The organism is Pseudomonadota bacterium (assembly GCA_030859565.1).
Classification (GTDB): domain Bacteria; phylum Pseudomonadota; class Gammaproteobacteria; order JACCXJ01; family JACCXJ01; genus USCg-Taylor.
This window is the reverse complement of record JALZJW010000033.1, coordinates 1-20,554: the sequence shown is the minus strand read 5'-3', so window position 1 is coordinate 20,554 and position 20,554 is coordinate 1. Positions and strand designations below refer to the sequence as shown.

The 20,554-nt window shown below is 56.9% G+C and carries 19 protein-coding genes and 1 tRNA gene; 8 read left to right on the top strand and 12 right to left on the bottom strand.

The features are described from left to right. Positions 1-150: 150 nt before the first annotated feature. Both M3436_06975 and M3436_06970 read right to left on the bottom strand, forming a co-directional pair. Positions 151-774, bottom strand: coding sequence for a hypothetical protein (locus M3436_06975; GenBank protein ID MDQ3563879.1), 624 nt, complete (start codon positions 772-774; stop codon positions 151-153). A 775-nt stretch (positions 775-1,549) separates the two neighbouring features. Beyond that, positions 1,550-1,626, bottom strand: a tRNA-Arg gene (locus M3436_06970). Between the two features lie 160 nt (positions 1,627-1,786). Between M3436_06970 and M3436_06965 the strand changes: the two genes are divergently transcribed. Further along, a complete protein-coding gene (locus M3436_06965; protein MDQ3563878.1) occupies positions 1,787-2,350 on the top strand; it encodes a c-type cytochrome in 564 nt (187 codons plus the stop codon). Between the two features lie 2 nt (positions 2,351-2,352). Here the strand turns inward: M3436_06965 and uvrD are convergent, their stop codons facing one another. The 4 genes from uvrD to M3436_06945 form a co-directional block, all read right to left on the bottom strand. Continuing rightward, complete coding sequence (gene uvrD, locus M3436_06960; protein MDQ3563877.1) at positions 2,353-4,494, bottom strand: DNA helicase II; 2,142 nt, start codon at positions 4,492-4,494, stop codon at positions 2,353-2,355. Between the two features lie 135 nt (positions 4,495-4,629). Further along, positions 4,630-5,688: a PilT/PilU family type 4a pilus ATPase gene (locus M3436_06955; protein MDQ3563876.1), complete on the bottom strand. Its 1,059-nt coding sequence runs from the start codon at positions 5,686-5,688 to the stop codon at positions 4,630-4,632. Between the two features lie 73 nt (positions 5,689-5,761). Then, entirely contained in the window at positions 5,762-6,928 is a 1,167-nt protein-coding gene (locus M3436_06950; protein MDQ3563875.1) for a PilT/PilU family type 4a pilus ATPase, read from the bottom strand. A gap of 32 nt (positions 6,929-6,960) precedes the next feature. Further along, positions 6,961-7,995, bottom strand: a complete 1,035-nt coding sequence (locus M3436_06945; protein MDQ3563874.1) for a type IV pilus twitching motility protein PilT — start codon at positions 7,993-7,995, stop codon at positions 6,961-6,963. Between the two features lie 239 nt (positions 7,996-8,234). Between M3436_06945 and M3436_06940 the strand changes: the two genes are divergently transcribed. The 3 genes from M3436_06940 (at position 8,235) to M3436_06930 (ending at position 10,527) form a co-directional block, all read left to right on the top strand. Next, positions 8,235-8,957 carry a YggS family pyridoxal phosphate-dependent enzyme gene (locus M3436_06940; protein ID MDQ3563873.1) on the top strand — a complete coding sequence of 241 codons (723 nt, stop codon included), beginning with the start codon at positions 8,235-8,237 and terminating at the stop codon, positions 8,955-8,957. A gap of 167 nt (positions 8,958-9,124) precedes the next feature. Further along, the gene (gene proC, locus M3436_06935; protein ID MDQ3563872.1) at positions 9,125-9,952 is read left to right on the top strand and encodes a pyrroline-5-carboxylate reductase; all 828 of its coding nucleotides are present in this window, start codon (positions 9,125-9,127) and stop codon (positions 9,950-9,952) included. Next, positions 9,952-10,527: a YggT family protein gene (locus tag M3436_06930; protein ID MDQ3563871.1), complete on the top strand. Its 576-nt coding sequence runs from the start codon at positions 9,952-9,954 to the stop codon at positions 10,525-10,527. Before proC ends, M3436_06930 begins: the two co-directional genes overlap by 1 nt. A 112-nt stretch (positions 10,528-10,639) precedes the next feature. Here M3436_06930 and M3436_06925 read toward each other — a convergent pair whose 3' ends face one another. Further along, positions 10,640-11,416: an exodeoxyribonuclease III gene (locus M3436_06925; GenBank protein ID MDQ3563870.1), complete on the bottom strand. Its 777-nt coding sequence runs from the start codon at positions 11,414-11,416 to the stop codon at positions 10,640-10,642. Positions 11,417-11,795: 379 nt separating this feature from the next. On the opposite strand from M3436_06925, the gene M3436_06920 reads away from it, so the two are divergent. Next, positions 11,796-12,422, top strand: coding sequence for a hypothetical protein (locus M3436_06920; GenBank protein ID MDQ3563869.1), 627 nt, complete (start codon positions 11,796-11,798; stop codon positions 12,420-12,422). Positions 12,423-12,463: 41 nt separating this feature from the next. On the opposite strand, the gene argB is transcribed toward M3436_06920, so the two are convergent. The 4 genes from argB to coaBC are packed head-to-tail and all read right to left on the bottom strand — an operon-like array spanning position 12,464 to position 17,776. After that, on the bottom strand, positions 12,464-13,408 hold the full coding sequence (argB, locus tag M3436_06915; GenBank protein ID MDQ3563868.1) for an acetylglutamate kinase: 945 nt from the start codon (positions 13,406-13,408) through the stop codon (positions 12,464-12,466). A gap of 54 nt (positions 13,409-13,462) precedes the next feature. Further along, on the bottom strand, positions 13,463-16,072 hold the full coding sequence (locus M3436_06910) for a phosphomannomutase/phosphoglucomutase (GenBank protein ID MDQ3563867.1): 2,610 nt from the start codon (positions 16,070-16,072) through the stop codon (positions 13,463-13,465). Between the two features lie 35 nt (positions 16,073-16,107). Beyond that, positions 16,108-16,563 (bottom strand): dUTP diphosphatase, encoded by a 456-nt coding sequence (dut, locus tag M3436_06905; protein MDQ3563866.1) that lies wholly within the window; start codon positions 16,561-16,563, stop codon positions 16,108-16,110. After that, entirely contained in the window at positions 16,544-17,776 is a 1,233-nt protein-coding gene (coaBC, locus tag M3436_06900; protein ID MDQ3563865.1) for a bifunctional phosphopantothenoylcysteine decarboxylase/phosphopantothenate--cysteine ligase CoaBC, read from the bottom strand. The genes dut and coaBC overlap by 20 nt, the downstream gene beginning before the upstream one ends. Before the next feature lie 54 nt (positions 17,777-17,830). Here coaBC and radC point away from each other — a divergent pair, with 54 nt between their 5' ends. The 3 genes from radC to rpmG all read left to right on the top strand — a co-directional run bounded on the left by radC (position 17,831) and on the right by rpmG (position 19,005). Further along, on the top strand, positions 17,831-18,505 hold the full coding sequence (gene radC, locus M3436_06895; protein MDQ3563864.1) for a DNA repair protein RadC: 675 nt from the start codon (positions 17,831-17,833) through the stop codon (positions 18,503-18,505). A 92-nt stretch (positions 18,506-18,597) separates the two neighbouring features. After that, complete coding sequence (rpmB, locus tag M3436_06890; protein ID MDQ3563863.1) at positions 18,598-18,834, top strand: 50S ribosomal protein L28; 237 nt, start codon at positions 18,598-18,600, stop codon at positions 18,832-18,834. A 15-nt stretch (positions 18,835-18,849) separates the two neighbouring features. After that, positions 18,850-19,005: a 50S ribosomal protein L33 gene (rpmG, locus tag M3436_06885; protein ID MDQ3563862.1), complete on the top strand. Its 156-nt coding sequence runs from the start codon at positions 18,850-18,852 to the stop codon at positions 19,003-19,005. Between the two features lie 75 nt (positions 19,006-19,080). Here the strand turns inward: rpmG and M3436_06880 are convergent, their stop codons facing one another. Further along, positions 19,081-20,256 carry a transposase gene (locus M3436_06880; protein MDQ3563861.1) on the bottom strand — a complete coding sequence of 392 codons (1,176 nt, stop codon included), beginning with the start codon at positions 20,254-20,256 and terminating at the stop codon, positions 19,081-19,083. Positions 20,257-20,554: the final 298 nt, after the last annotated feature.

Sequence of the window (20,554 nt, the reverse complement as noted above, 5' to 3'; positions counted from 1 at the left end):
CTTAAGCAGCCCGGTTTATGAGACGGGCTTTTTAAACTACGATAACCGGGTGGCAGCGACTGTAACCGCTTTAACAGGCTACCAGCCAGCGCCGCGCAACTGCAAAGCATTGCCAGCGAAGGTGGCAGCGACTGTAACCGCTTTAACAGGCTACCAGCGCCCCCCGCCCAGATCGTAGATGGCGTCCATCACCATCCCGGTGCCTATCGCTATCATCAGAATATCCGAGGCAACCCGTACAAAGCGATAACCCGGAGGAGGATAGCCGACATTCATAACGACAGTTGGAGGCAAGTCATAAAAAACAACATCTCGCGGCAACGGTCTGCCTATACCCCATTTTTTCGCCTGGCCGGGCGGCATGCAGCCGTTATGTTTCTTGGCTAGACCCGGAGGGCAGTGGCCGCTACGGTATTGATCGTGATAATAATCGTGAATGACCGTCCGGTGCCGGTCTATGAAAAACCTGCGGTCTCTATCATGATATTGCCTGTCCCCGTAATTTCTGTTTCCGTAATCTACTTCCCGATGGTCCCTGTTCCCGTAATCCCCGCCTCGGCGGTCTCTGTCCCGGTAATCCGCTTCCGGGTGGTCCCTGCGGTCGTAATCTTTTCTGTCTTCGGTCCGGTAATCATGTCGTTCGTGCTGCTCGCGATTATCCCGCTTGCCGCCCCCTGCCCATGACGGTTTATCCGCCATGGCCGGGCTTGCGGCCAGGAGGGCGGCAATGATTAAAGTCAATGGGTATCTTTTTTGAAAATCCGGTCTAGCCATGATTTTTATCCTCGCTAATGATATGAAACATTGCGCTTACACTATGGTGTAAATAGCGGATCGAAACTGTACCACTGAAGCGGGGTTGTTAATCGCGAAGATCGCGGGATAAAAATGTACCAATGCGAATGCCGTACCCTTGGGGTGCGCACTATTAAAGAGGAAAGCGGAAAGGATGTATTCGGTGGGACCTGTACGCGAAAATACGAAGGTTAGTGATGGTAGAAGGTGGAGAGAGCGGGAAGTCGCTCGGGTCTTCGGTATCCACCGCAACACCGTGCGCAAGATGTTACGACTCTCCGTGCGGCCTGGCTACCGGCGCAACGTCCCTGCAGTCTCGCCCAAGCTGGATCCTACACGGGGATTATAGATGAGATATTAGAAGCCGATCGCCATGTCCATAAGAAACAACGTGTGTGTCGCGAATTCCTAATTCTAGGCGTGTCGCTATGCTCGTGATGCATTTCGGCCGTCCTGTCCCCGCGTTACCGTAGCTCGGCAGTCAATGCACTTACGAGCATGGCAGGTCCTTAGCTAATGCCGTGCGCGAGCGCTCGTCGCATTTTCTCCAGAATCATGTTTGGATAATTAGCCTCTGAGTCGGCGCCATTTCTCCTAGCCTACTCAGGGTGCCAATATGCGCCAGTGTTAACCGCAATTACCACACCGTTTTCGGCACATTTTTGGCACACTCACTGTGCCAATAGGGTGGTTATTTGTGGTTTTCACCGGTTCCTTGTGGGCGCTATAACTATAGCATATGTATACGCTTTATTGGCGCGCCCTAGAGGATTCGAACCTCTGACCTTTGGCTCCGGAGGCCAATGCTCTATCCAACTGAGCTAAGGGCGCGGGTATGGGTTACGCGTAGCGATAAGACACCATGCGACGCGCGCGGAATTATCGCGAACAACTCATTGCCTTATCGTCTACGTATGGGGTTTCGCCTTTTAATGACTCGATTAAAACTATACCATTATTTCCTTAGCAACATCACAGCAGGACACAATCAATGACCGGCGATGAAGACGCGAATTTCATAAAAACGCTTATCGGCGTGCTCGGTGCGTTGGTCGTATTCTCAGTCGTCCTTATGTACTTTGCTAATGCTATCGGCGGCGACGAGCCTACCGAGGAAGACAAACAGGCGATCGCCGACCGTATCGCCCCAGTCGGGCAGGTCGAGGTCGCCCCCGCGACCGAGTCCGTGGCCGCGAACGCAGCCTCCGAACAAGTGCCTTCGGCGCAACCGGTGGAGAGTGGGCAAGCCCCGGCGCTTGCCGAGAAGGCTCCTGCGTCCCGTGCGGAAAGCACCTCCCCCGACGACAAGGGTAAGGCAGTCTATGACGATTCCTGCTTCGCGTGTCATACCAGCGGGCTCGCGGGCGCGCCAAAGCTCGGTGATAAGGCGGCCTGGGAACCACGCATTGCGCAAGGCATGGAGACCTTGGTCGCGCGCGCTATTGAAGGATTCCAAGGCCAGGGCGGAATGATGCCGCCAAAAGGCGGGCGCGACGACCTGGCGGACGCGGACGTTAAGGCGGCCGTGGTGTATATGGTGGACCAAAGCCGATAGCGTTATACCGGGCGTAATCCGGCATAGGAAGCCACGAGCCACTTCGCGCCGGCCTGAGCAAAATTGACCTGTACGCGGGAATACTGGCCCTCACCTTCGATCCGCAGGACGATGCCTTCGCCAAACTTGGCGTGCACTACCCTCTGGCCAAGTCGAAACGCCGCATCGTACTCAGAGCGTTGAACCCGCGGGGGCATGGTCACGGTCCCTAAACGCACCTCGGCGATCAGTTCCGCAGGCATTTCCGCAATAAATCGCGACGGTTGCGGCCGGCGTTCCGTTCCCTGTAGGCGGCGGGTTTCCGCATGGGTAATGATGAGTTTTTCTTTGGCGCGCGTCAGCCCCACATAGCAGAGGCGCCGCTCTTCTTCGAGTTGGGTAGCATCATCGCTACAGCGTTGGTGCGGAAACAGACCTTCTTCTAAACCCACCAGAAACACGTTGCGAAACTCCAAGCCTTTGGCGGAGTGCAGGGTCATCAGTTGCACGCTGTCCTCGTAGTCGTTGGCCTGCCCCTCGCCGGCTTCCAGGGCCGCAATCGCGAGAAACTCCGTCAATGCGTCCGCGCCCTCCTCCAAGACTGCGATATAGTCGCCCGCCGCCCGCACAAGCTCTTCAAGATTCTCCAACCGATCAATTTCGCCCGCGGTCTTTTCCTTGCGGTAATGATCCTCGAGACCGGTTTCGGTGATGACTGTTTTAACCAGGGTGCCGAGAGGCGTACCCATCGCGCCGACTGACAAGTTCTCAATTAAACTTAAAAAGCGGTTTACCGCGGCGGCGCCACGGGTCCCGAGAGCCCCGTCCCCGATCGCCGCTTGAGCCGCCCGCCAAAGGGGCGTCCCGGCGCGCTTGGCGGTACCCCGGATAATATCCAGGCTGCGTTGGCCGATGCCTCGATTGGGCGTGTTCACCACCCGTTCAAAAGCGGCGTCGTCCTCGCGCCAGGCGATCAAGCGCAGGTAGGCGAGCACATCCTTGATCTCCGCGCGCTCGTAGAACCGGAACCCCCCATAGACACGATACGGGATCCCGCGTTGCCGCAAGGCCTCTTCGAAGACCCGGGACTGGGCGCTGGTACGATAGAGGATCGCGTGATCGTCATAACGACGGCCATGTTCCTGCCATCCCTTGATGCGTTCAACGCAATAGCGCGCTTCCTCTTGCTCATTGAACGCAGTGAACAGGATGATGGGCGCGCCGGCGGCGCCATCGGTCCAAAGCTCCTTGCCGAGCCGGGACGAGTTATTCGCGATCACCGCGTTGGCGGCCTGCAGTATCGTCGCGGTCGAGCGGTAGTTTTGTTCCAAGCGCACCAGGCGCACGGACTCGAAATCCTTCTGAAACTTTTGCATATGCTCGACGCGCGCGCCGCGCCAGCCATAAATCGATTGATCATCGTCGCCGACGACGAAAAGCTTCCCGCTCGTTCCGGTCAGTTGACGCAGCCACGCGTACTGGATGGCGTTAGTATCTTGAAACTCATCCACGAGCACTTGCGGGAAGCGCTGCCGATAATGCGCGAGGACTTCGGGGTGGTGACGCCACAGCTCATGAGCCCGAAGCAGAAGCTCCCCAAAATCCACCAGGCCCGACCCCGCGCAGCGTTCCTCATACGCACGGTAGATCTTGATGAGGGTCTGAGCGTGCGGGTCCGCCACGCCATCGAGATGTTGCGCGCGCAGCCCCTCCTCCTTGCGCGCATTGATAAACCACTGCGCTTCGCGCGGGGCCCAAAGCGCTTCGTCCAGTTCGAGGTGACGGATCGCGCGCCGGATAAGCCGCAACTGATCGTCGCCGTCGATGATCTGGAAGTTCTGGGGTAAACCCGTCTCTTGCCAATGACGCCGCAGCAATCGGTGCGCGATCCCATGGAAGGTCCCAACCCAAATCGTGCGCGGAGGCGATGCCATGAGGGCCTCGATGCGGCCTCGCATTTCCGCGGCTGCCTTGTTGGTGAAGGTGACCGCCAAGATCCCGTGCGGCGAAGCCTGCCGCGTTTCGATGAGCCACGCGACTCGGTGGGCCAGAACCCGTGTCTTACCACTGCCGGCACCCGCGAGAACCAAGGTATTGGCGGACTCCGCCGTCACCGCATCGCGTTGCGCGGTGTTGAGAGGATCGATAATACGCGAGACATCCACGAGGCGGATTGTATCTGATCGACCGCGCGTCCGGGCCAGAAAAAGCGATAGGAAAAGAAGACTTCTGGCCGCGGCACCGGGTGGAGAGGCTAAAGGGCCTTCGTGCGGCGGGCCGGGGTGGGATGCACCCAAGCCCTAACCGAAATTGATCTTGGCCTCAAGATTAGTACGCGAGTCCGCGTTGTTCAAGGCCTCTTCCAATTCGATGCGTTCTTCCTTAAAGAGGTTGTATAACGCCATGTCAAAGGTCTGCATACCTTTGACGCCGCTACCCTCCATGGCTTCCTTGATCTTCTCGAGCTGTCCTTTGAGGACCAAATCAGCGATATGCGGCGTATTGACCAATATCTCCACCGCCGCACAGCGTTTGGCGTCGATACCTTGCACCAGGCGTTGCGAGATAATGGCCCGAACGTTAATAGCGAGATCCATGAACAACTGTTCACGTGCTTCGAGGGGAAATAGATTGATCACGCGTTCCAGGGCTTGATTCGCGTTGTTGGCGTGCAGTGTCGATAAACACAGATGGCCCGTGTTGCAAAGCTCGATTGCGGCTTCCATCGTCTCCCGATCCCGGACCTCGCCGATCAGAATCACATCCGGCGCTTCCCGCAACGCACTCCTCAGCGCATGCCGGTACGATTTAGTATCGATCCCGATTTCGCGCTGGTTAACGATGGATTTAACATTAGGATGAGAGAACTCGACGGGATCTTCGATGGTTAGAATGTGACTGCTTGAATCGTGATTCCTATGCCCGACCATGGCGGCGAGCGTTGTCGATTTTCCTGATCCCGTCGCACCCACCATAAGAATAAGGCCTCGCTTGTACATGACGAGAGGCTTGAGGATCTGCGGCAAGGCTAATTCGTCGATCGTGGGAATCATGGTGGGAATACGCCGCAACACCATGGCGATCTCCCCTCGCTGCCGGAACACATTGACACGAAAACGCGCCGATCTGTCCGCTAACGCGATGGCGAAATCACACTCCCAATTCGCTTCGAACATCTCGACCTGATGCGGTTTCATGATCCCGTAGGCGGCCGCTTTCGTCATCTCGGTCGTCAACAAGGTCTTACCGACGGAACTCAGGTTCCCTTCGATATTAATCTTGACCGGCGCCCCGGAGGTGAAATGCAAATCGCTACCTTGCTTCTCGACCAAGAGCTTAAGGTACGGTGTGATGTCCATGGAACCTGGCCCGTTATTGAAAATTCGGATCGGAGATCAGTGCTCGCTCTGCTCGGGGTATTGGCTGCCGGCCTTAGCGAATCATCCCACTGCGCTCGTCGTCGTTGACCAGATTCAAGTGTTCCAATCCGACGGTCATGTCTCCTGATTTTGCCGCCTTACCCTCCAGTTTGATGCGGAGCCGCAGCTCATTCATGGAATCGGCGTTACGCAAGGCCTCGCCATAGGTGATAAGGTCTTCCTCGTGCAGATCGAACAGAGCCTGGTCGAAGGTCTTCATTCCGATCTCATTCGAGCGCTGCATGATACCCTTGATCTCGTGCACATACCCCTTGCGGACCATGTCGGAGATCAGCGGTGAATTAAGGAGGATTTCAATCGCGGCCACCCTCCCGTCGCCGTTCTTTTTGCGCACAAGGCGCTGGGAAATTACCCCTTTTAAGTTTAACGAGAGGTCCATCAGGAGCTGCGGACGCCGCTCTTCCGGGAAGAAGTTAATGATCCGGTCCATGGCTTGATTGGAGTTGTTCGCATGCAGGGTCGCCATGGCCAGGTGCCCAGTCTCGGCGAAAGCAATACCGAAATCCATGGTCTTGCGATCGCGGATCTCACCTAGCAAGATCACGTCGGGCGCTTGGCGCAGCGAGTTTTTCAACGCGATATCCCAGTCATCCGTATCAACCCCGACTTCCCTCTGGGTAATAATACAGTTCTTGTGTTGATGCACGAACTCTATCGGGTCTTCGATGGTGATGATGTGGCCGTAGCTGTTTTCGTTCCGATGGTCGATCATCGCCGCGAGACTGGTTGATTTACCGGAACCGGTCGCGCCCACCATGATCACGAGTCCGCGTTTCGCCATTGAAATTTCTTTTAAGCTCTGCGGCAATCCTAGTTTATCCAGGCTCGGCACTTCGGTTGCGATCACACGCAGCACCATGCCGGTATACCCCATGCGTACGAACGCGTTGCAACGAAACCGGCCGATTCCTCCCGGGGAGATCGCGAAGTTACATTCCTTAGTAGCCTCGAATTCCTTGACCTGCTTATCGTTCATGATGGCGTATGCCAGTGCCTTGGTATTGTTAGAGGTCAACTTGGTCTTCGACACTGGGACGATTTTTCCATCGATTTTTATCGCTGGTGGAAAATCGACCGTAACGAAAAGATCCGATCCCTTCTTCTCGACCATGACCTTCAAGAGGTCTCGCATGTAATTAATGGCTTGTTCGCGCTCCATGACTTTGCTCCTGGCTTAGGTTCGCCGCCGGTTTAGAATATTTCCTTGTTCACCGCCATCGCACGCGCGTCATTACGGCTAACGACATTCCTTTTCACGAGTTCCTGCAGGTTCTGATCCAGCGTCTGCATGCCGAACTGCGCCCCGGTTTGAATCGCGGAATACATCTGAGCCACCTTGTTTTCCCGAATGAGATTGCGAATCGCCGGAGTCCCGATCATGATCTCGTGGGCGGCCACGCGCCCCCCGCCCGTTTTCTTCAACAATGTTTGCGAGATCACCGCCCGAAGCGATTCCGATAGCATCGCACGCATCATGTCCTTCTCGGCCGCGGGAAATACGTCGACGATACGATCGATGGTCTTCGCCGCCGAGCTCGTGTGTAAGGTACCGAAGACCAGATGCCCGGTTTCGGCCGCCGTGAGCGCCAACCGGATGGTTTCGAGATCGCGCATTTCACCCACGAGGATCACATCGGGGTCCTCGCGGAGCGCCGAGCGCAGCGCCTCATTGAACCCCAGGGTGTCGCGATGGATCTCACGCTGGTTGATCAAGCATTTCTTACTCGTGTGCACAAACTCGATCGGATCCTCGATGGTAAGAACGTGGCCGTACTCCTGCTCGTTGACGTGATTGACCATCGCGGCCAGGGTCGTGGATTTGCCGGAGCCCGTAGGTCCCGTGACTAAAACCACGCCGCGCGGATAGTCGGCGATGTCCTTAAATATCTTCGGCGCCTTGAGATCCTCGAGGGATAGTATGTCCGAGGGGATGGTGCGGAAAACGGCGCCCGCGCCCCGGTTGTGGTTGAAGGCATTGACACGAAAACGCGCGAGGTTCGGAATTTCGAAAGAGAAGTCGCATTCCAGGAACTCCTCAAAATCCTTTCGCTGCTTGTCGTTCATGATGTCATAAACGAGGCCATGCACGACCTTGTGCTCCAGGGCGGGGACATTTATTCTACGGATGTCGCCATCCACGCGTATCATCGGAGGGAGGCCCGCGGAGAGATGTAGATCAGAGGCGCCGTTCTTCACCGAAAAAGCAAGTAGTTCACCGATATCCATTGATTACTCCCCGTCGTATTCTGGACCTTTGGCTCGCCGTCAACGTATCCCGTGCCTTGGCGTCGGAATTAAAGATAACGTCGCATGTATCGACACATGATTCCATTTCTTTGATCATGCTGACGCACACTCAACCGCTGCGCCGTATGAGACGCTCCGGAGCACGCTCTTTTCGTTGCTGTACTCGCCGAGGATGAGGCCAGCGTTCTAGAATCATTATAGAACCCAACCGGCCTAACATGCGGCTCACCCCGATCGCAATGCTGAGATCCCGTATCACCTCTACGGCACGACGCTTTGGCCGAGCGCCGAACAGCGTGAGTCTGATCGCTGTTAGTAAAACGCGAACGAGTTCGGAAATACTCACTCTCGCTGCCCACGGTCAACGCCTGTTCGGAGAGAACTATCTGCAAGAAGCCTTGCCGAAAATGCGCATGCTCGCCGGTCAACTCCTCGAATGGCACTACATCGGCGCTCTCCAGTCGAACAAAACCCAGGAGATCGCGCACGGTTTCACCTGGGTCCATAGCATCGACCGGGCAAAGATCGCACAGCGGCTCAATGAGCACCGGCCGGCTTATCTACCGCGATTAAACGTATGTATCGAAGTCAACCTCGGCGCCGAAGCGACGAAATCGGGGGTGGCCTTGCGCGAATTACCGGCCTTGGCTCGCGCCGTGCTCGCCTGCCCGCGCTTACGCTTGCGCGGTCTCATGGCCCTTCCAGCGCCGAGTAAGCACTTCGACGAGCAACGCGCTAACTTTCGCGCGCTGATCGAGGGGTATCATGCGTTACGCGCCGAAGGCATCGACCTCGACACTTTGTCGATGGGGACATCGGAGGATTTCGAAGCCGCAATCGCCGAAGGCGCGACCATGATACGCATCGGGACGGCTTTATTTGGCCCCCGCGGCGAAGCCACGCTCAAGGCAAGGGATTGTGATCTTATTCGGCGGTATTGATACACTTTTAGGGCGCGATCCGTTGCCTGCGGAAAGTCTCCGCCGCCAACAGGTGAATAAGCATGCGGGAGGACCGGCGCAGCGATCGGCGCCGCTTCTTGTGCCAACCCCGTTGCCAGGGTTCTCGCGGCGAGGCATCAGAAACGATCAATAAAAAAGCGGATGTGATGATACAAGGTACGATAGCTCTTATCGGGTGCGGCAATATGGGGAGGTGCTTGCTTAGCGGTTTGATCGCCGACGGCTACTTGATCCAACGCTTGCGTGTCTCCGACGTCAGTGCGGACCGATTGCGGTTGATCACAAACCGCTTCCCCGTCTCAGCGAGTACCGACAACACGCGCATCGTCCAAGGCGCCGATGTCGTGGTGCTTGCGGTTAAGCCTGATGTGATGAAGACGGTCGCCACGACGCTTGCGGCGGCGATAGGGCGGCAGCGCCCGCTGGTGATTTCAATTGCCGCCGGTATCACCACCCGCTCGTTATCGCAGTGGCTCGGTCCCGAGGTTGCCATCGTGCGCGCGATGCCTAACACGCCGGCGCTGGTCGGGAGCGGTGCGGCAGCGTTGTTCGCCAACGAATTTGTGCAACAACAACAACGCGAGATCGCCGAGTTAGTGCTCCGCGCCGTCGGGCTTACCGTGTGGCTGGACGAAGAAACCCTCATGGATGCGGTCACTGCTGTCTCCGGCAGCGGCCCTGCCTATTTTTTCCTGCTCATGGAACTGGTGGAGCGATCGGCCATTGGGATGGGCCTGCCCCGCGATCTGGCGCGCCTGCTGACCCTGCAAACGGCGTTCGGCGCGGCCAAGATGGCGCTCGAAGCGAGTGCGGATACGGCCACCCTGCGTAACCAGGTCACCTCGCCGGGCGGCACGACTGAGCAAGCCATCCGGGTTCTTCAGGACGCTGGCCTCAGCAGCATCGTCGATCAAGCACTGAAGGCAGCGCAACGGCGCTCCCAAGAACTAGCCAAACTTTTTGGAGAATCCTAATGGCGGCAACCTATTTCACCGACGCCGGCACATTTCTAATCGAGTCCTTGTTCGGCCTCTATATTCTCACCATCATGCTGCGCTTTTTATTCCAGTGGCTGCGCGCCGATTTCTATAACCCGATCTCACAGTTTGTCGTCAAAGCCACGGCGCCGTTGCTGCGTCCTTTGCGGCGTTGGATCCCGGGTGTGGGTGGTATCGACATGGCCGCGGTGATTTTGATGTTGACCTTGCAAGGGATCGAGATTTGGGTCGTTTATGTCATGCGTGGATATCATCCCTCGGTGGGGGGTTTATTGCTTTCATCGGTGGCCGAAATACTCCGGCTTTTGGTCTATGTGTTCCTGATTGCGGTCTTTGCCCGGGTCATCGTGAGTTGGATTAACCCCGACGCGTACAACCCGGCGATTGTGTTGCTCGACGCTCTTTGCGAACCGTTGCTTGCGCCCGCTCGGCGCTTGGTACCCCCTCTCGGAGGCTTGGATCTTTCGCCGGTGGTCGTGTTGATTGCGCTGCAGATGGTTTTGATGTTGTTCATCGCCCCCTTGACGGATCTGGGCCACAGTCTTTTATGAAGCGCACTTGGTGCCGGGAGCAGGCGAACGCGGCTCCGCGTTCATCCGGGGACCCATAGCAATCAAGTCGTGGGTCCGTACGGCGACCGGCTTAAGTTAAAACATGGTGGATTCAAATCGTGATATTGTAGTCCATGAGCAGCGGCGCATGATCCGAAAAACGCTGTTCCTTATAGATCTGGGCTCGCTTGACCAACGGCGCTAAGCCCGGCGTGACGATCTGATAATCGATACGCCATCCCACGTTCTTCGCCCAGGCCTGGCCACGGTTTGACCACCAGGTGTACTGCTCCGGCGCCGGATTGAAACACCGAAATGCATCGACGAAACCCAATTCGGTAAACACCGCGTCTAGCCATGCCCGTTCCTCGGGTAAGAATCCGGAATTTTTCTGATTGGAGCGCCAATTCTTCAAATCGATGGGTTTATGCGCGATATTCCAATCCCCGCACACAATGTAATCCCGTTTCTTACGCCGCAGTGTGCGCAATACCTCCATGAATCGGGCGAGGAAATCGAACTTGGCTTGCTGGCGCTCCGCGCTCGATGATCCTGAGGGGACATACACTGAAATCACGCTCAATGGCCCGTAATCGGCTTGCAAGAAACGGCCTTCCCGGTCAAAGTCGGCCCATCCTAGGCCATGAGTTACTTTGTCAGGCGGTCTACGCAGGTACATCGCGACGCCGCAATACCCCTTCTTCTCCGCATCACAAAAATATGCGCGGTAGCCCCGAATAGCGGTGATCGCGTCCTGGAGATCACCCGCATGCGCCTTGGTTTCCTGAAGGCACAGGATATCTGCCTTTTGCGTCGACAACCACTCGAACAAACCCTTGCGGTGGGCGGATCGGATCCCGTTAGCGTTTATAGTAATAATACGCAACATGGAGACCCTAAGAGCCGGACTTTCGCAAACTCCAGATCGGCGTTTTGACGCGATGAAACACAATCCTAATTATACTGATAATCATATAGTTCCCAATAATTACCCGTTCAGGATATTCGATCTAATTAACGCACGGAACACGCGGCCGAGCCAAACTCACCAAGAGAAGGTAACGACTCCATGGAACCGGGCTACGGAGGTGCACTGTCCGCGATCGAAGAAATCAAGAAGCTTTATCACCTGCCGATCACTAGCTGCGTCGCTCACGAACCCGCGCGTTAGAGTAAGGGCGCAAGGTCACGGCGATCCGTGTGAGGGTAAACTGAACGGTAACAGAAATAGCTCGATTTTAGTCTAATCGTTCTTGATAGGCATCAATATGGGACAATATTATCGCAACCTCTGTCAGCTTCCAGCGTTGGTTCTGGTAAGCAGCATCAGCCTCGACGCGGGTGCTGGCATCAAGTGCTGGACAAATAAGGAGGGCGTTCGCGAATGCGGGAACGCCGTACCCGCCGAATACGCCCAGCAAGGACACACGAAATTCAACGCCCAGGGAGTTGCGGTAGGCCATAGAAAACCCGCAAAATCGCAAGCGGAGTTTGCCGAAGAAGAACGCATCAAGAAGCAGAAAGCCGAAGAAGATCGCAAGCGTCAAGAAGCCGAAAAGGCCGATCGCGTACTCCTAGACACCTTCAGTAGCGAAGACGATTTGGTTTTCGCGCGCGAGGGCAAGGTGTCCGCGATCGAAGCACAAATTCAACTTACCGAATCGCATATCGAAAAAATTCAGGACAATCTAGATCGCATGATTGCGATTGCGGCGGACCTAGAACGCCGTGGCCAGAAACCCTCGGAACAGGCGATGGCCGATATCGAAAAGGTACGCGCTCAGGTTGCGGAAAACCGCTCGTTTATCGAGACAAAAAGGAAAGAGCAAGAAAGCGTACGGCAACAGTACGCCACCGACATCGAGCGGTTCAGGAAGCTCAGCGGAAAACAGTAGCCAACGAGACTTTGCCGCTCCCCCCGGTTTCCCGTAGCGGATCAGTTTTTATTATCATCTCCCCGGTTGCGCGCGCCGGGGCTGACGAAGTGGCGGCTATGGATCAGCGTACCGACGCCTTGATCGGTAAAGATCTCCAGGAGCACGGCATGCTCGACGCGCCCGTCGATGATATGGGCGCTTTTAACACCAGTTTCTACGGCGTCCGCGGCGGCCCGTAGCTTGGGGAGCATGCCGCCGCCGACCGTACCATCGGCGATAAGCTCGTTCACGCGGTCTACGCTAAGGCCCGTCAACAGGTGGCCATGACGATCCAACACCCCCGAGGTGTTGGTGAGAAAAATAACTTTCTCCGACTTTAGGATCTGCGCCAGTTTTCCGGCAACTAAATCGGCGTTGATGTTGTATGACTGGCCCTTATCGCCCACCCCGATGGGCGCAATGACCGGAATAAAGTTGCCTTTGATTAACATGTCCACGACCGCCGTATCGATACTGGCAACCTCTCCCACGTGACCGATGTCAATGATCTCGGTGGCCTGCATGTTGGGGTCATTGCGGGTGAAAGTGAGCTTACGAGCGCGGATGAGATCGCCATCTTTCCCGGTGAGGCCGACGGCGGTCCCTCCATGCTGGTTGATGGAATTAACGATTTCCTTGTTGACGAGACCCCCGAGCACCATTTCCACGATATCCATGGTTTCATCGTCCGTGACCCGCATCCCACCGACAAAGGTACTCTCTTTTCCTAAGCGCCGTAGCAACTGACCGATCTGCGGCCCCCCGCCGTGAACCACGACGGGATTAATCCCAACGAGCTTCATTAATGCGATATCGCGGGCGAAACCGCTCTTTAAAGCGGGGTCGACCATAGCATTACCGCCATATTTGATGACGACCGAGCGGCCCGAAAAACGGCGTATGTATGGCAGCGCTTCTGAGAGAACGCGTGCGATCTCGATCGGGTCGATGGATTGAGATGTCATGCTGTGCGCTCGCGCGAACGCCGGTTGAGATCTGTGATCCTCCGCAAACAGCCTTCAGAACGGTAACTGAAGGCCCGGATCCAAGGCGTGGATTCGATGCCGAAACTCGGTTTGCACGCGCTCTAATGCGGCGGGGTTGTCGCCCTCGAATCGCAACACCAAACAAGGCGTCGTATTGGAGGGCCGTATGAGGCCCCACGCATCCGGCCAGTCAACCCGCAGGCCATCCACGATAGTGATTTCCGCGCCCTCGAATACGGCGGCCTCGCATAATCGCGCCATGAACCGGGCATGGTCGCTCTCGGGCATATCGATCTTGAGCTCGGGTGTGGCCAGACCGCCCGGTAGCTCCGCGAACACCTGCGCCGGCGGGCGCCCGTCTTGCACCAGGATTTCCAGCAATCTGGCCGCGGCATAAAGCGCATCGTCAAAACCGTACCAGCGCTCTTTGAAAAATATATGACCGCTCATCTCACCCGCAAGCGGCGCGTCGGAAACGCGCATCTTGGCTTTGATCAAAGAGTGCCCGGTTTTCCACATGACGGGCTTACCACCGTGCTCCTCGATGACCCGCCGCAAGTGCCGGCTGCATTTGACATCGAAGATGATCTCCTTGCCGGGGTTGCGCGCCAGCACATCGCGCGCGAATAACATCATCTGCCGATCCGGCCATATAATATTACCCTCGCCATCGACGACGCCCAGGCGATCGCCGTCGCCATCGAAAGCAAGCCCAAGATCGGCGCGCTCCGCTTTAACGGCAGCTATCAAATCCCGAAGATTGTCAGGTTGCGCGGGATCCGGGTGATGGTTGGGAAAGGATCCGTCAACCTCACAATAAAGCTCAATCACATCGTGGCCAAGAGCAGTCATGAGCCTCGGCGCCAGCATACCTGGAACTCCGTTTCCGCAATCAACGACTAGCTTCAACCCATTGCTAAAGGATACATCGATCGAGTCGGTTACCTGTTGGACGTAAGCAGGCACAACGTCCTGAGTAACCACGGTGCCCGCGCCGCGCGTGAACACCTGGCGGCGGATGCGGTCTCGAATCGATGTAATTGCCTCTCCTGACAGCGCCTGGCCGCCCATCACGATTTTTAAGCCATTGTAATTTGGGGGGTTATGGCTCCCCGTGAGCATGATCCCATTCTGGGTATTGAGATAGTGGGTTGCGAAATAGAGTACCGGGGTCGGCACCATACCGATATCGATGACATTTCGCCCGCTATCGCGGAGGCCTCTTTGGAGCGCCGCGGCCAGCGCCGGGCTCGAAACTCGTCCGTCACGCGCCACGACCACTTCCGCTTGACCTAGATCGCTGGCTTCACTCCCTAATGCCAATCCGATCTTGTAGACGGCTTCCTCTGTCAAGGTCTCAGCGACGATTCCGCGTATGTCGTAAGCGCGGAAGATAGAGTCGGGAACGGAATGGTCTGACAGCGCGCCGCTCGGCTCGATGGGCGCGGGATCGAGATCAAAATCCACGCTTGGGAGCGGGACAGCGGATCCCAAATCCAAGGCCGAGAGCGGGAGCGTGTCGTCCGCCGGATCATCGGATACGGGCGCCGACGGCTCCGCGGACAACGGCGTCCTGGCTTGAGCGGTCTCCCCCGGCGCCGGGGCGCCGGCGCAGTCGATCGCCAGGGGGAGCGTGTCGTCTAAGGGATCCTTTGGCATGGTATTCGACGGCTTTCGGGCCCGCGCTGGCAGGGATAAATCGGGGACCAGATGTTCCACATGCGGGTGTTCGCCATCGATAATCGCTCTTAGCGCACCCTGATACACCGGCGGCATATCACTCACAGGCGGCCGGGCCCGCTTTTTCGCGAACACCACCGCCCCGATACTACCAAAAACGACAACTCCGGCCCCTAGAAACAGGAGCAGGTTTCCAGTGAACGGCGCATCGGTATTCCACACCCTCTTAGAGTCCGTGGGCGGCCAATAGGCCAGTACCCACTGCGTCCCAGCGACCGGAACCTGGCTCTGAGCCGCGGTAGCGGCGGCGATCTGCGCGCTTCCGAGCTTAGCTAAGACCGGGGAAGCGGCCGGCCCGGCCTGCCTCAACTCGATATAAGCGCCGTTTAACCGCAAGGGCTTCACAAGCGCATCCAGCACCGCGATGTCCAGACTCGCGTGAATCGATCCTAAAAACACACCAGCGGCGTCGCTGACCGGTTTCACCAGCGCGACCAGCTGTTGGGCGCTGCCGAGAAAATGGACCTCCGCATTCGGGGCGAGTTGGGTACGCTCCGCATGGCGTAGCATTGCGACGGACGCGTACCGGAGCGGGGGCGTCCCTCGCTCATCGACTTGAATTTGGCCCGCGCGCACGAACCTTACTTTAAGCGCGTATGGAAGTTGCGTCTGCCGGGCACGCTGGTCCAGCGCCCCCGAGTCAGGATTTTTAAAGGCAGCGATCAGCACTTCATTGCGGCTCAGCGCATCTAGGAGTTCAATCTGTTGCCTAAAGCGACTTCCGACCTCGGCGGCCAAAGCGTCGGCCGTGGCCGATATTTTGGCCGGGGGATCGGTTGCTTGCTCACCTTCTCCATAGGAATTAAACGCTAGAGCGGCGCCGATCATGGCGCCGAGCGCGACCCGTACCAGCGGCCATCGGAATTGGAATCGTCGCGTGAATCCCCCTGCGCGCTTGTTCATGGTGTCTGTCTAGCCTTTAAGCGAAAACAACTCGGTTACGCCAGGCCGGTGTGTCCAAAACCACCCTCGTGACGCGTCGTCTGCGTGAAGGTCTCAACGATATCTAAACACGCGGAAACGACCGGAACGAACACAATCTGTGCGATGCGATCTCCAGGTTTAATATCGAATGTTTCGCGCCCCCGGTTCCAGCAGGAAACAAAAATCTGCCCCTGGTAATCCGAATCAATCAAGCCCACTAGATTTCCAAGGACGATCCCATGCTTATGCCCGAGTCCCGACCGCGGTAACACCAGTGCTGCAATTCCCGTATCACCGATATGGAGCGCCACACCGGTCGGTATCAAGTGCGTCTCGCCTGGATGACATCTCAGCGTCGCATCCGTACACGCCCGCAGGTCCATGCCCGCGGCTCCCGCGGTCACGTACTCCGGTAGCGGAAACTCGCGCCCGAGCCTGGGATCGAGCACCCTAAGCTGTATCCTTTGCACGATAACGTTCGGCAATGATGCGAATTAAACGCCGGGCTAAGGTCTGCTTTGAGCCTTTGGCGAGATGGCTGCTTCCACCCCGCCAGAGCACCTCGATCTCATTCCGGTCGTGGTCGAATCCCACCCCGTACGCGGCGACATTGTTTGCCGCGATCATATCGACCGCCTTATCTTCTAGTTTATTTTGGGCATTGGCAACCAGGTTTTCGGTTTCCGCGGCGAACGCGACGGTAAACGGTCGCCGTGCCAAAGCGGTTACGGCTTTTACGATATCGGGTGTAGGCAGCAAGGTCAGCGTAAGCGAAGCGCCGCCGCGTTTTAGTTTTCGTAATGCCGGCACCCCACAGTGGTAATCCGCTACCGCGGCCGCGGCCACTAAAACGTCACAGTGATGCGCACGCGACATTACCTCGCGGTACATCTCCTCGGCGCTCGACACCCCTACGGGTTCGGCGCCCCGCGGTGGCGCAAGCGCGACGGGACCACTGACGAGGGTAACCGAGGCTCCCGCCTCCGCGGCGGCTTGCGCGATCGCATAGCCCATTTTACCTGAGCTTCGGTTGCTCAGGTAACGTACCGGATCGATATATTCCCGCGTCGGACCCGCCGTGACCAACACCTTAAGCCCGCTTAACACACCAGGGGCCAGCGCCGCCGTGATCCCTGCGAACAGATCGTCCGTTTCTACCAGCCGCCCCGGCCCCACCTCGCCGCAGGCCTGATCCCCCGCGGCCGGCCCGAGAAACCGCACGCCGCGCTGTTCAAGGATTTTTTTGTTTTCTTGGGTCGCCGCCGCGAGCCACATCTCGCGATTCATCGCCGGAGCCACCAAGATCGGCCGCGTGCTCGCTAGACATACGGTGCTCAGCAAATCATCGGCGATGCCGTGGGCTATCTTCGCTATAAAATTGGCGCTCGCCGGCGTGACGAGAATGAGATCGCACCAGCGGGCCAATTCGATGTGCTGCATACCCGCATCACTCCCTTCCGAGAGCAGTTTGGTGTAGACCGGATTTCCCGACAGCGCTTGCAGCGTGAGCGGGCCCAAAAAGGCCTGGGCGGAGCGGGTCATGATGACCTTGACATCGGCTTCGTCTGCGCGTAAACGGCGGACGAGATCCGCGGTTTTATAGGCCGCAATACCGCCCGTGACGCCCACGACGATGCGTTTATGTTCTAGCACCCGCGCGCCTCGTTTGTCCTCGTCCTCCATCCGTACTATTGTATTGGCACACTTGACGCGCCGCCAAGCGACAGGGAGGTTAGGATGCCGATCAACGACTGGCCGCCGGCAGAGCGCCCGCGGGAAAAACTGCTGGCCAAAGGCCCACGGAGCCTATCCGACGCCGAGATCATCGCTATCTTCCTGCGTAACGGCGTGCGCGGGAAAACCGCGGTGGACTTAGCGCGGGAGATGATCACCGGCTTCGGAGGTTTGCGCGCCTTAATCGATGCAACCCATTCGGAATTTTGCCGCACCCACGGTGGCGGCACGGCCAAATACGTACAGATCCAAGCGGCGCTTGAGCTCGGGCGGCGTTACCTTGAGGAGAAGCTCACCCGCGGAGATGCCCTGTGCAACCCCGAGGACACGCACCGTTACTTGAACGCCTCGATGCGCAACCTTCCGCATGAAGTCTTTGCCTGTTTGTTTCTCGATACGCGACACCGTATTATCTGTTTCGAGGAGCTTTTCCGGGGGACTCTCGATGCGGCCAGTGTGTATCCGCGCGAGGTGGTTAAACGCGCCCTCTTGCACAATGCCGCGGCGGTCATCCTTGCCCATAACCACCCCTCGGGGATCGCGGAACCGAGCAGTGCCGACAAAGCGCTCACCGAGCGCCTGCGGAGCGCACTAGAGCTGATTGACATACGGGTACTCGACCACTTCGTTATCGGGGAGGGTGATATCGTGTCCATGGCGGAACGCGGTTTGATGTAACTCAGCGGACCATCGTGGCTATGGATGAGAGAAAACGCTTGGTGAATTCGGGTGATTGTTTGTAGAATCCCATTTTCCTTGGACTAACGACAATGGCTCGTGTATGTCAAATCACCGGTAAGCGCCCGCGGACGGGGTGCAATGTCTCGCACGCGAATAATAAAACCCGACGGCGATTCTTGCCTAACCTCCAAAACCATCGGATTTGGGTGGAGAGTGAGAAACGTTGGGTCCGCTTGCGGATCAGTACCAAGGGATTACGCATTATCGATAAACTCGGCATCGACGAGGTCATCGCCGATCTCCGTCGCCGCGGCATTAAGGTTTAGGCTCACTGATTATTTATGCGCGAAAAAATTAAACTACTCTCAAGCGCTGGAACGGGTCACTACTACACCACCACCAAGAACAAACAATTGCACCCGAACAAATTAGAGGTCAAGAAATTCGATCCGGTGGTGCGCAAGCATGTAGTGTATAAGGAAGCGAAGATAAAATAGGTTCAGAGCTTATCTAATAACGAAGCCCGCAGTTGCGGGCTTCGTTATGCATATAGATAGGTGAAAGATGCTGCCTCAAGCCGGTTGCAAGGTATAGCCCCGCAAGGATTGCGCGAACTCTTGGAGGGCCGTGATACCGGTCTCCTCAGCTTGCCGGCACCATACCTGAAGGGCCGCGAGCAAGCTCTCGTAGCTGGCCGTACGCTCTTGCCAAAGCCGTTGCAGTTGGACTTTAAACTCATACACCGTTTCGAGCGGGTGGCTATGCAAGAAAGCGCGTGCGAGATGATCCTTTGCGGCGTCATTCAAGCGCGACTCTTCCCGGGTCAACCACCCCTTCGTGGCCTTTAACACATCTCTCACGTCGCCGGTCGCCTTACGCAGCTCCTCTTTATGGACCTGACCGACCACCTCCCTGGCATAGCGCGCCATTATATGGAGGTGATTGGCAATGATGGCGCGGACCGTATCGACATCGAGCCCGTCCTTGCCGATCGCAAGGACAGGCTGCGGTGCGAGTTTTTTCACCCGCGCGAGTCTCAGCAGAGCAAAGATCTTTATATACATCCAGCCGATATCAAATTCCCACCATTTCGACGATAGCTTGGCGGAACTCGCGAAGGCATGGTGGTTATTGTGCAGCTCTTCCCCGCCGATCAATATCCCCCAGGGGGAAATGTTCGTGGACGCATCGGGGCATTCGAAATTCCGATAACCCCAGTAATGCCCAAGGCCATTGACAATACCGGCCGCGAAAATCGGGATCCACAACATCTGCACGGCCCATACCGTGAGTCCGAGCGGTCCGAAGAGCAAAACATCGATGACGAGCATCGATCCCACACCGACCTTCGCGTGCTTCGTGTACACATTGCGCTCTATCCAATCGTCGGGGGTGCCGTGGCCGTACTTTTCCAGCGTTTCCTGGTCTTTCGTCCCCACCCGATAAAGCTCCGTGCCCTCGAGCAACAGTTTCTTAATTCCATAGACCTGTGGGCTGTGCGGATCGTCTTTCGTTTCCACACAGGCGTGATGTTTGCGATGCACGGCCACCCATTGGCGCGTCACCATACCGGTCGTCAACCATAACCAAAAGCGGAAAAAATGCTCTATCGCCGGGTGCAGATCCAGCGCCCGATGCGCTTGATATCGGTGAAGAAAGACGGTCACCGTGACAATGGTGATATGGGTCACTACCAGCGTGTAGATCACGCAACCCCACACGGGTATATCTAAAAGGCCTGTGGCCATTGAGCGCCTCCGTTGTAATTATGGTTGCAGTGGGAATTTTGCTTGGTCATTCTAACCGACAAACCTTTTCCGGTCTACTCTCTCGCAGCCCTACGTAGTTTTACTGAATTTCCGCTTTGCGTGAGCAATGGCAGCGCTTAGCATAGCATGGAAGTCCAATCGTGTGACCCGATAGTCTATTCCAATGCAAGATGAGTCTGAAGGGAGGGCTTATTTCTAATACAAGATGAGTCTGAAGTAAGGCGGCGACTGTTCATGATGGGAGGATGAAGACCATCATGAACGACGGACAATTAGA

Excerpts from the sequence above, each read along its gene's own strand:
- M3436_06975 (MDQ3563879.1), bottom strand. The coding sequence starts at position 774 with ATGGCTAGACCGGATTTTCAAAAAAGATACCCATTGACTTTAATCATT.
- M3436_06965 (MDQ3563878.1), top strand. The coding sequence starts at position 1,787 with ATGACCGGCGATGAAGACGCGAATTTCATAAAAACGCTTATCGGCGTG.
- M3436_06955 (MDQ3563876.1), bottom strand. The coding sequence starts at position 5,688 with ATGGACATCACACCGTACCTTAAGCTCTTGGTCGAGAAGCAAGGTAGC.
- M3436_06950 (MDQ3563875.1), bottom strand. The coding sequence starts at position 6,928 with ATGGAGCGCGAACAAGCCATTAATTACATGCGAGACCTCTTGAAGGTC.
- M3436_06945 (MDQ3563874.1), bottom strand. The coding sequence starts at position 7,995 with ATGGATATCGGTGAACTACTTGCTTTTTCGGTGAAGAACGGCGCCTCT.
- M3436_06940 (MDQ3563873.1), top strand. The coding sequence starts at position 8,235 with ATGCGGCTCACCCCGATCGCAATGCTGAGATCCCGTATCACCTCTACG.
- proC (MDQ3563872.1), top strand. The coding sequence starts at position 9,125 with ATGATACAAGGTACGATAGCTCTTATCGGGTGCGGCAATATGGGGAGG.
- M3436_06930 (MDQ3563871.1), top strand. The coding sequence starts at position 9,952 with ATGGCGGCAACCTATTTCACCGACGCCGGCACATTTCTAATCGAGTCC.
- M3436_06925 (MDQ3563870.1), bottom strand. The coding sequence starts at position 11,416 with ATGTTGCGTATTATTACTATAAACGCTAACGGGATCCGATCCGCCCAC.
- M3436_06920 (MDQ3563869.1), top strand. The coding sequence starts at position 11,796 with ATGGGACAATATTATCGCAACCTCTGTCAGCTTCCAGCGTTGGTTCTG.
- argB (MDQ3563868.1), bottom strand. The coding sequence starts at position 13,408 with ATGACATCTCAATCCATCGACCCGATCGAGATCGCACGCGTTCTCTCA.
- M3436_06910 (MDQ3563867.1), bottom strand. The coding sequence starts at position 16,072 with ATGAACAAGCGCGCAGGGGGATTCACGCGACGATTCCAATTCCGATGG.
- coaBC (MDQ3563865.1), bottom strand. The coding sequence starts at position 17,776 with ATGGAGGACGAGGACAAACGAGGCGCGCGGGTGCTAGAACATAAACGC.
- radC (MDQ3563864.1), top strand. The coding sequence starts at position 17,831 with ATGCCGATCAACGACTGGCCGCCGGCAGAGCGCCCGCGGGAAAAACTG.
- rpmB (MDQ3563863.1), top strand. The coding sequence starts at position 18,598 with ATGGCTCGTGTATGTCAAATCACCGGTAAGCGCCCGCGGACGGGGTGC.
- rpmG (MDQ3563862.1), top strand. The coding sequence starts at position 18,850 with ATGCGCGAAAAAATTAAACTACTCTCAAGCGCTGGAACGGGTCACTAC.
- M3436_06880 (MDQ3563861.1), bottom strand. The coding sequence starts at position 20,256 with ATGGCCACAGGCCTTTTAGATATACCCGTGTGGGGTTGCGTGATCTAC.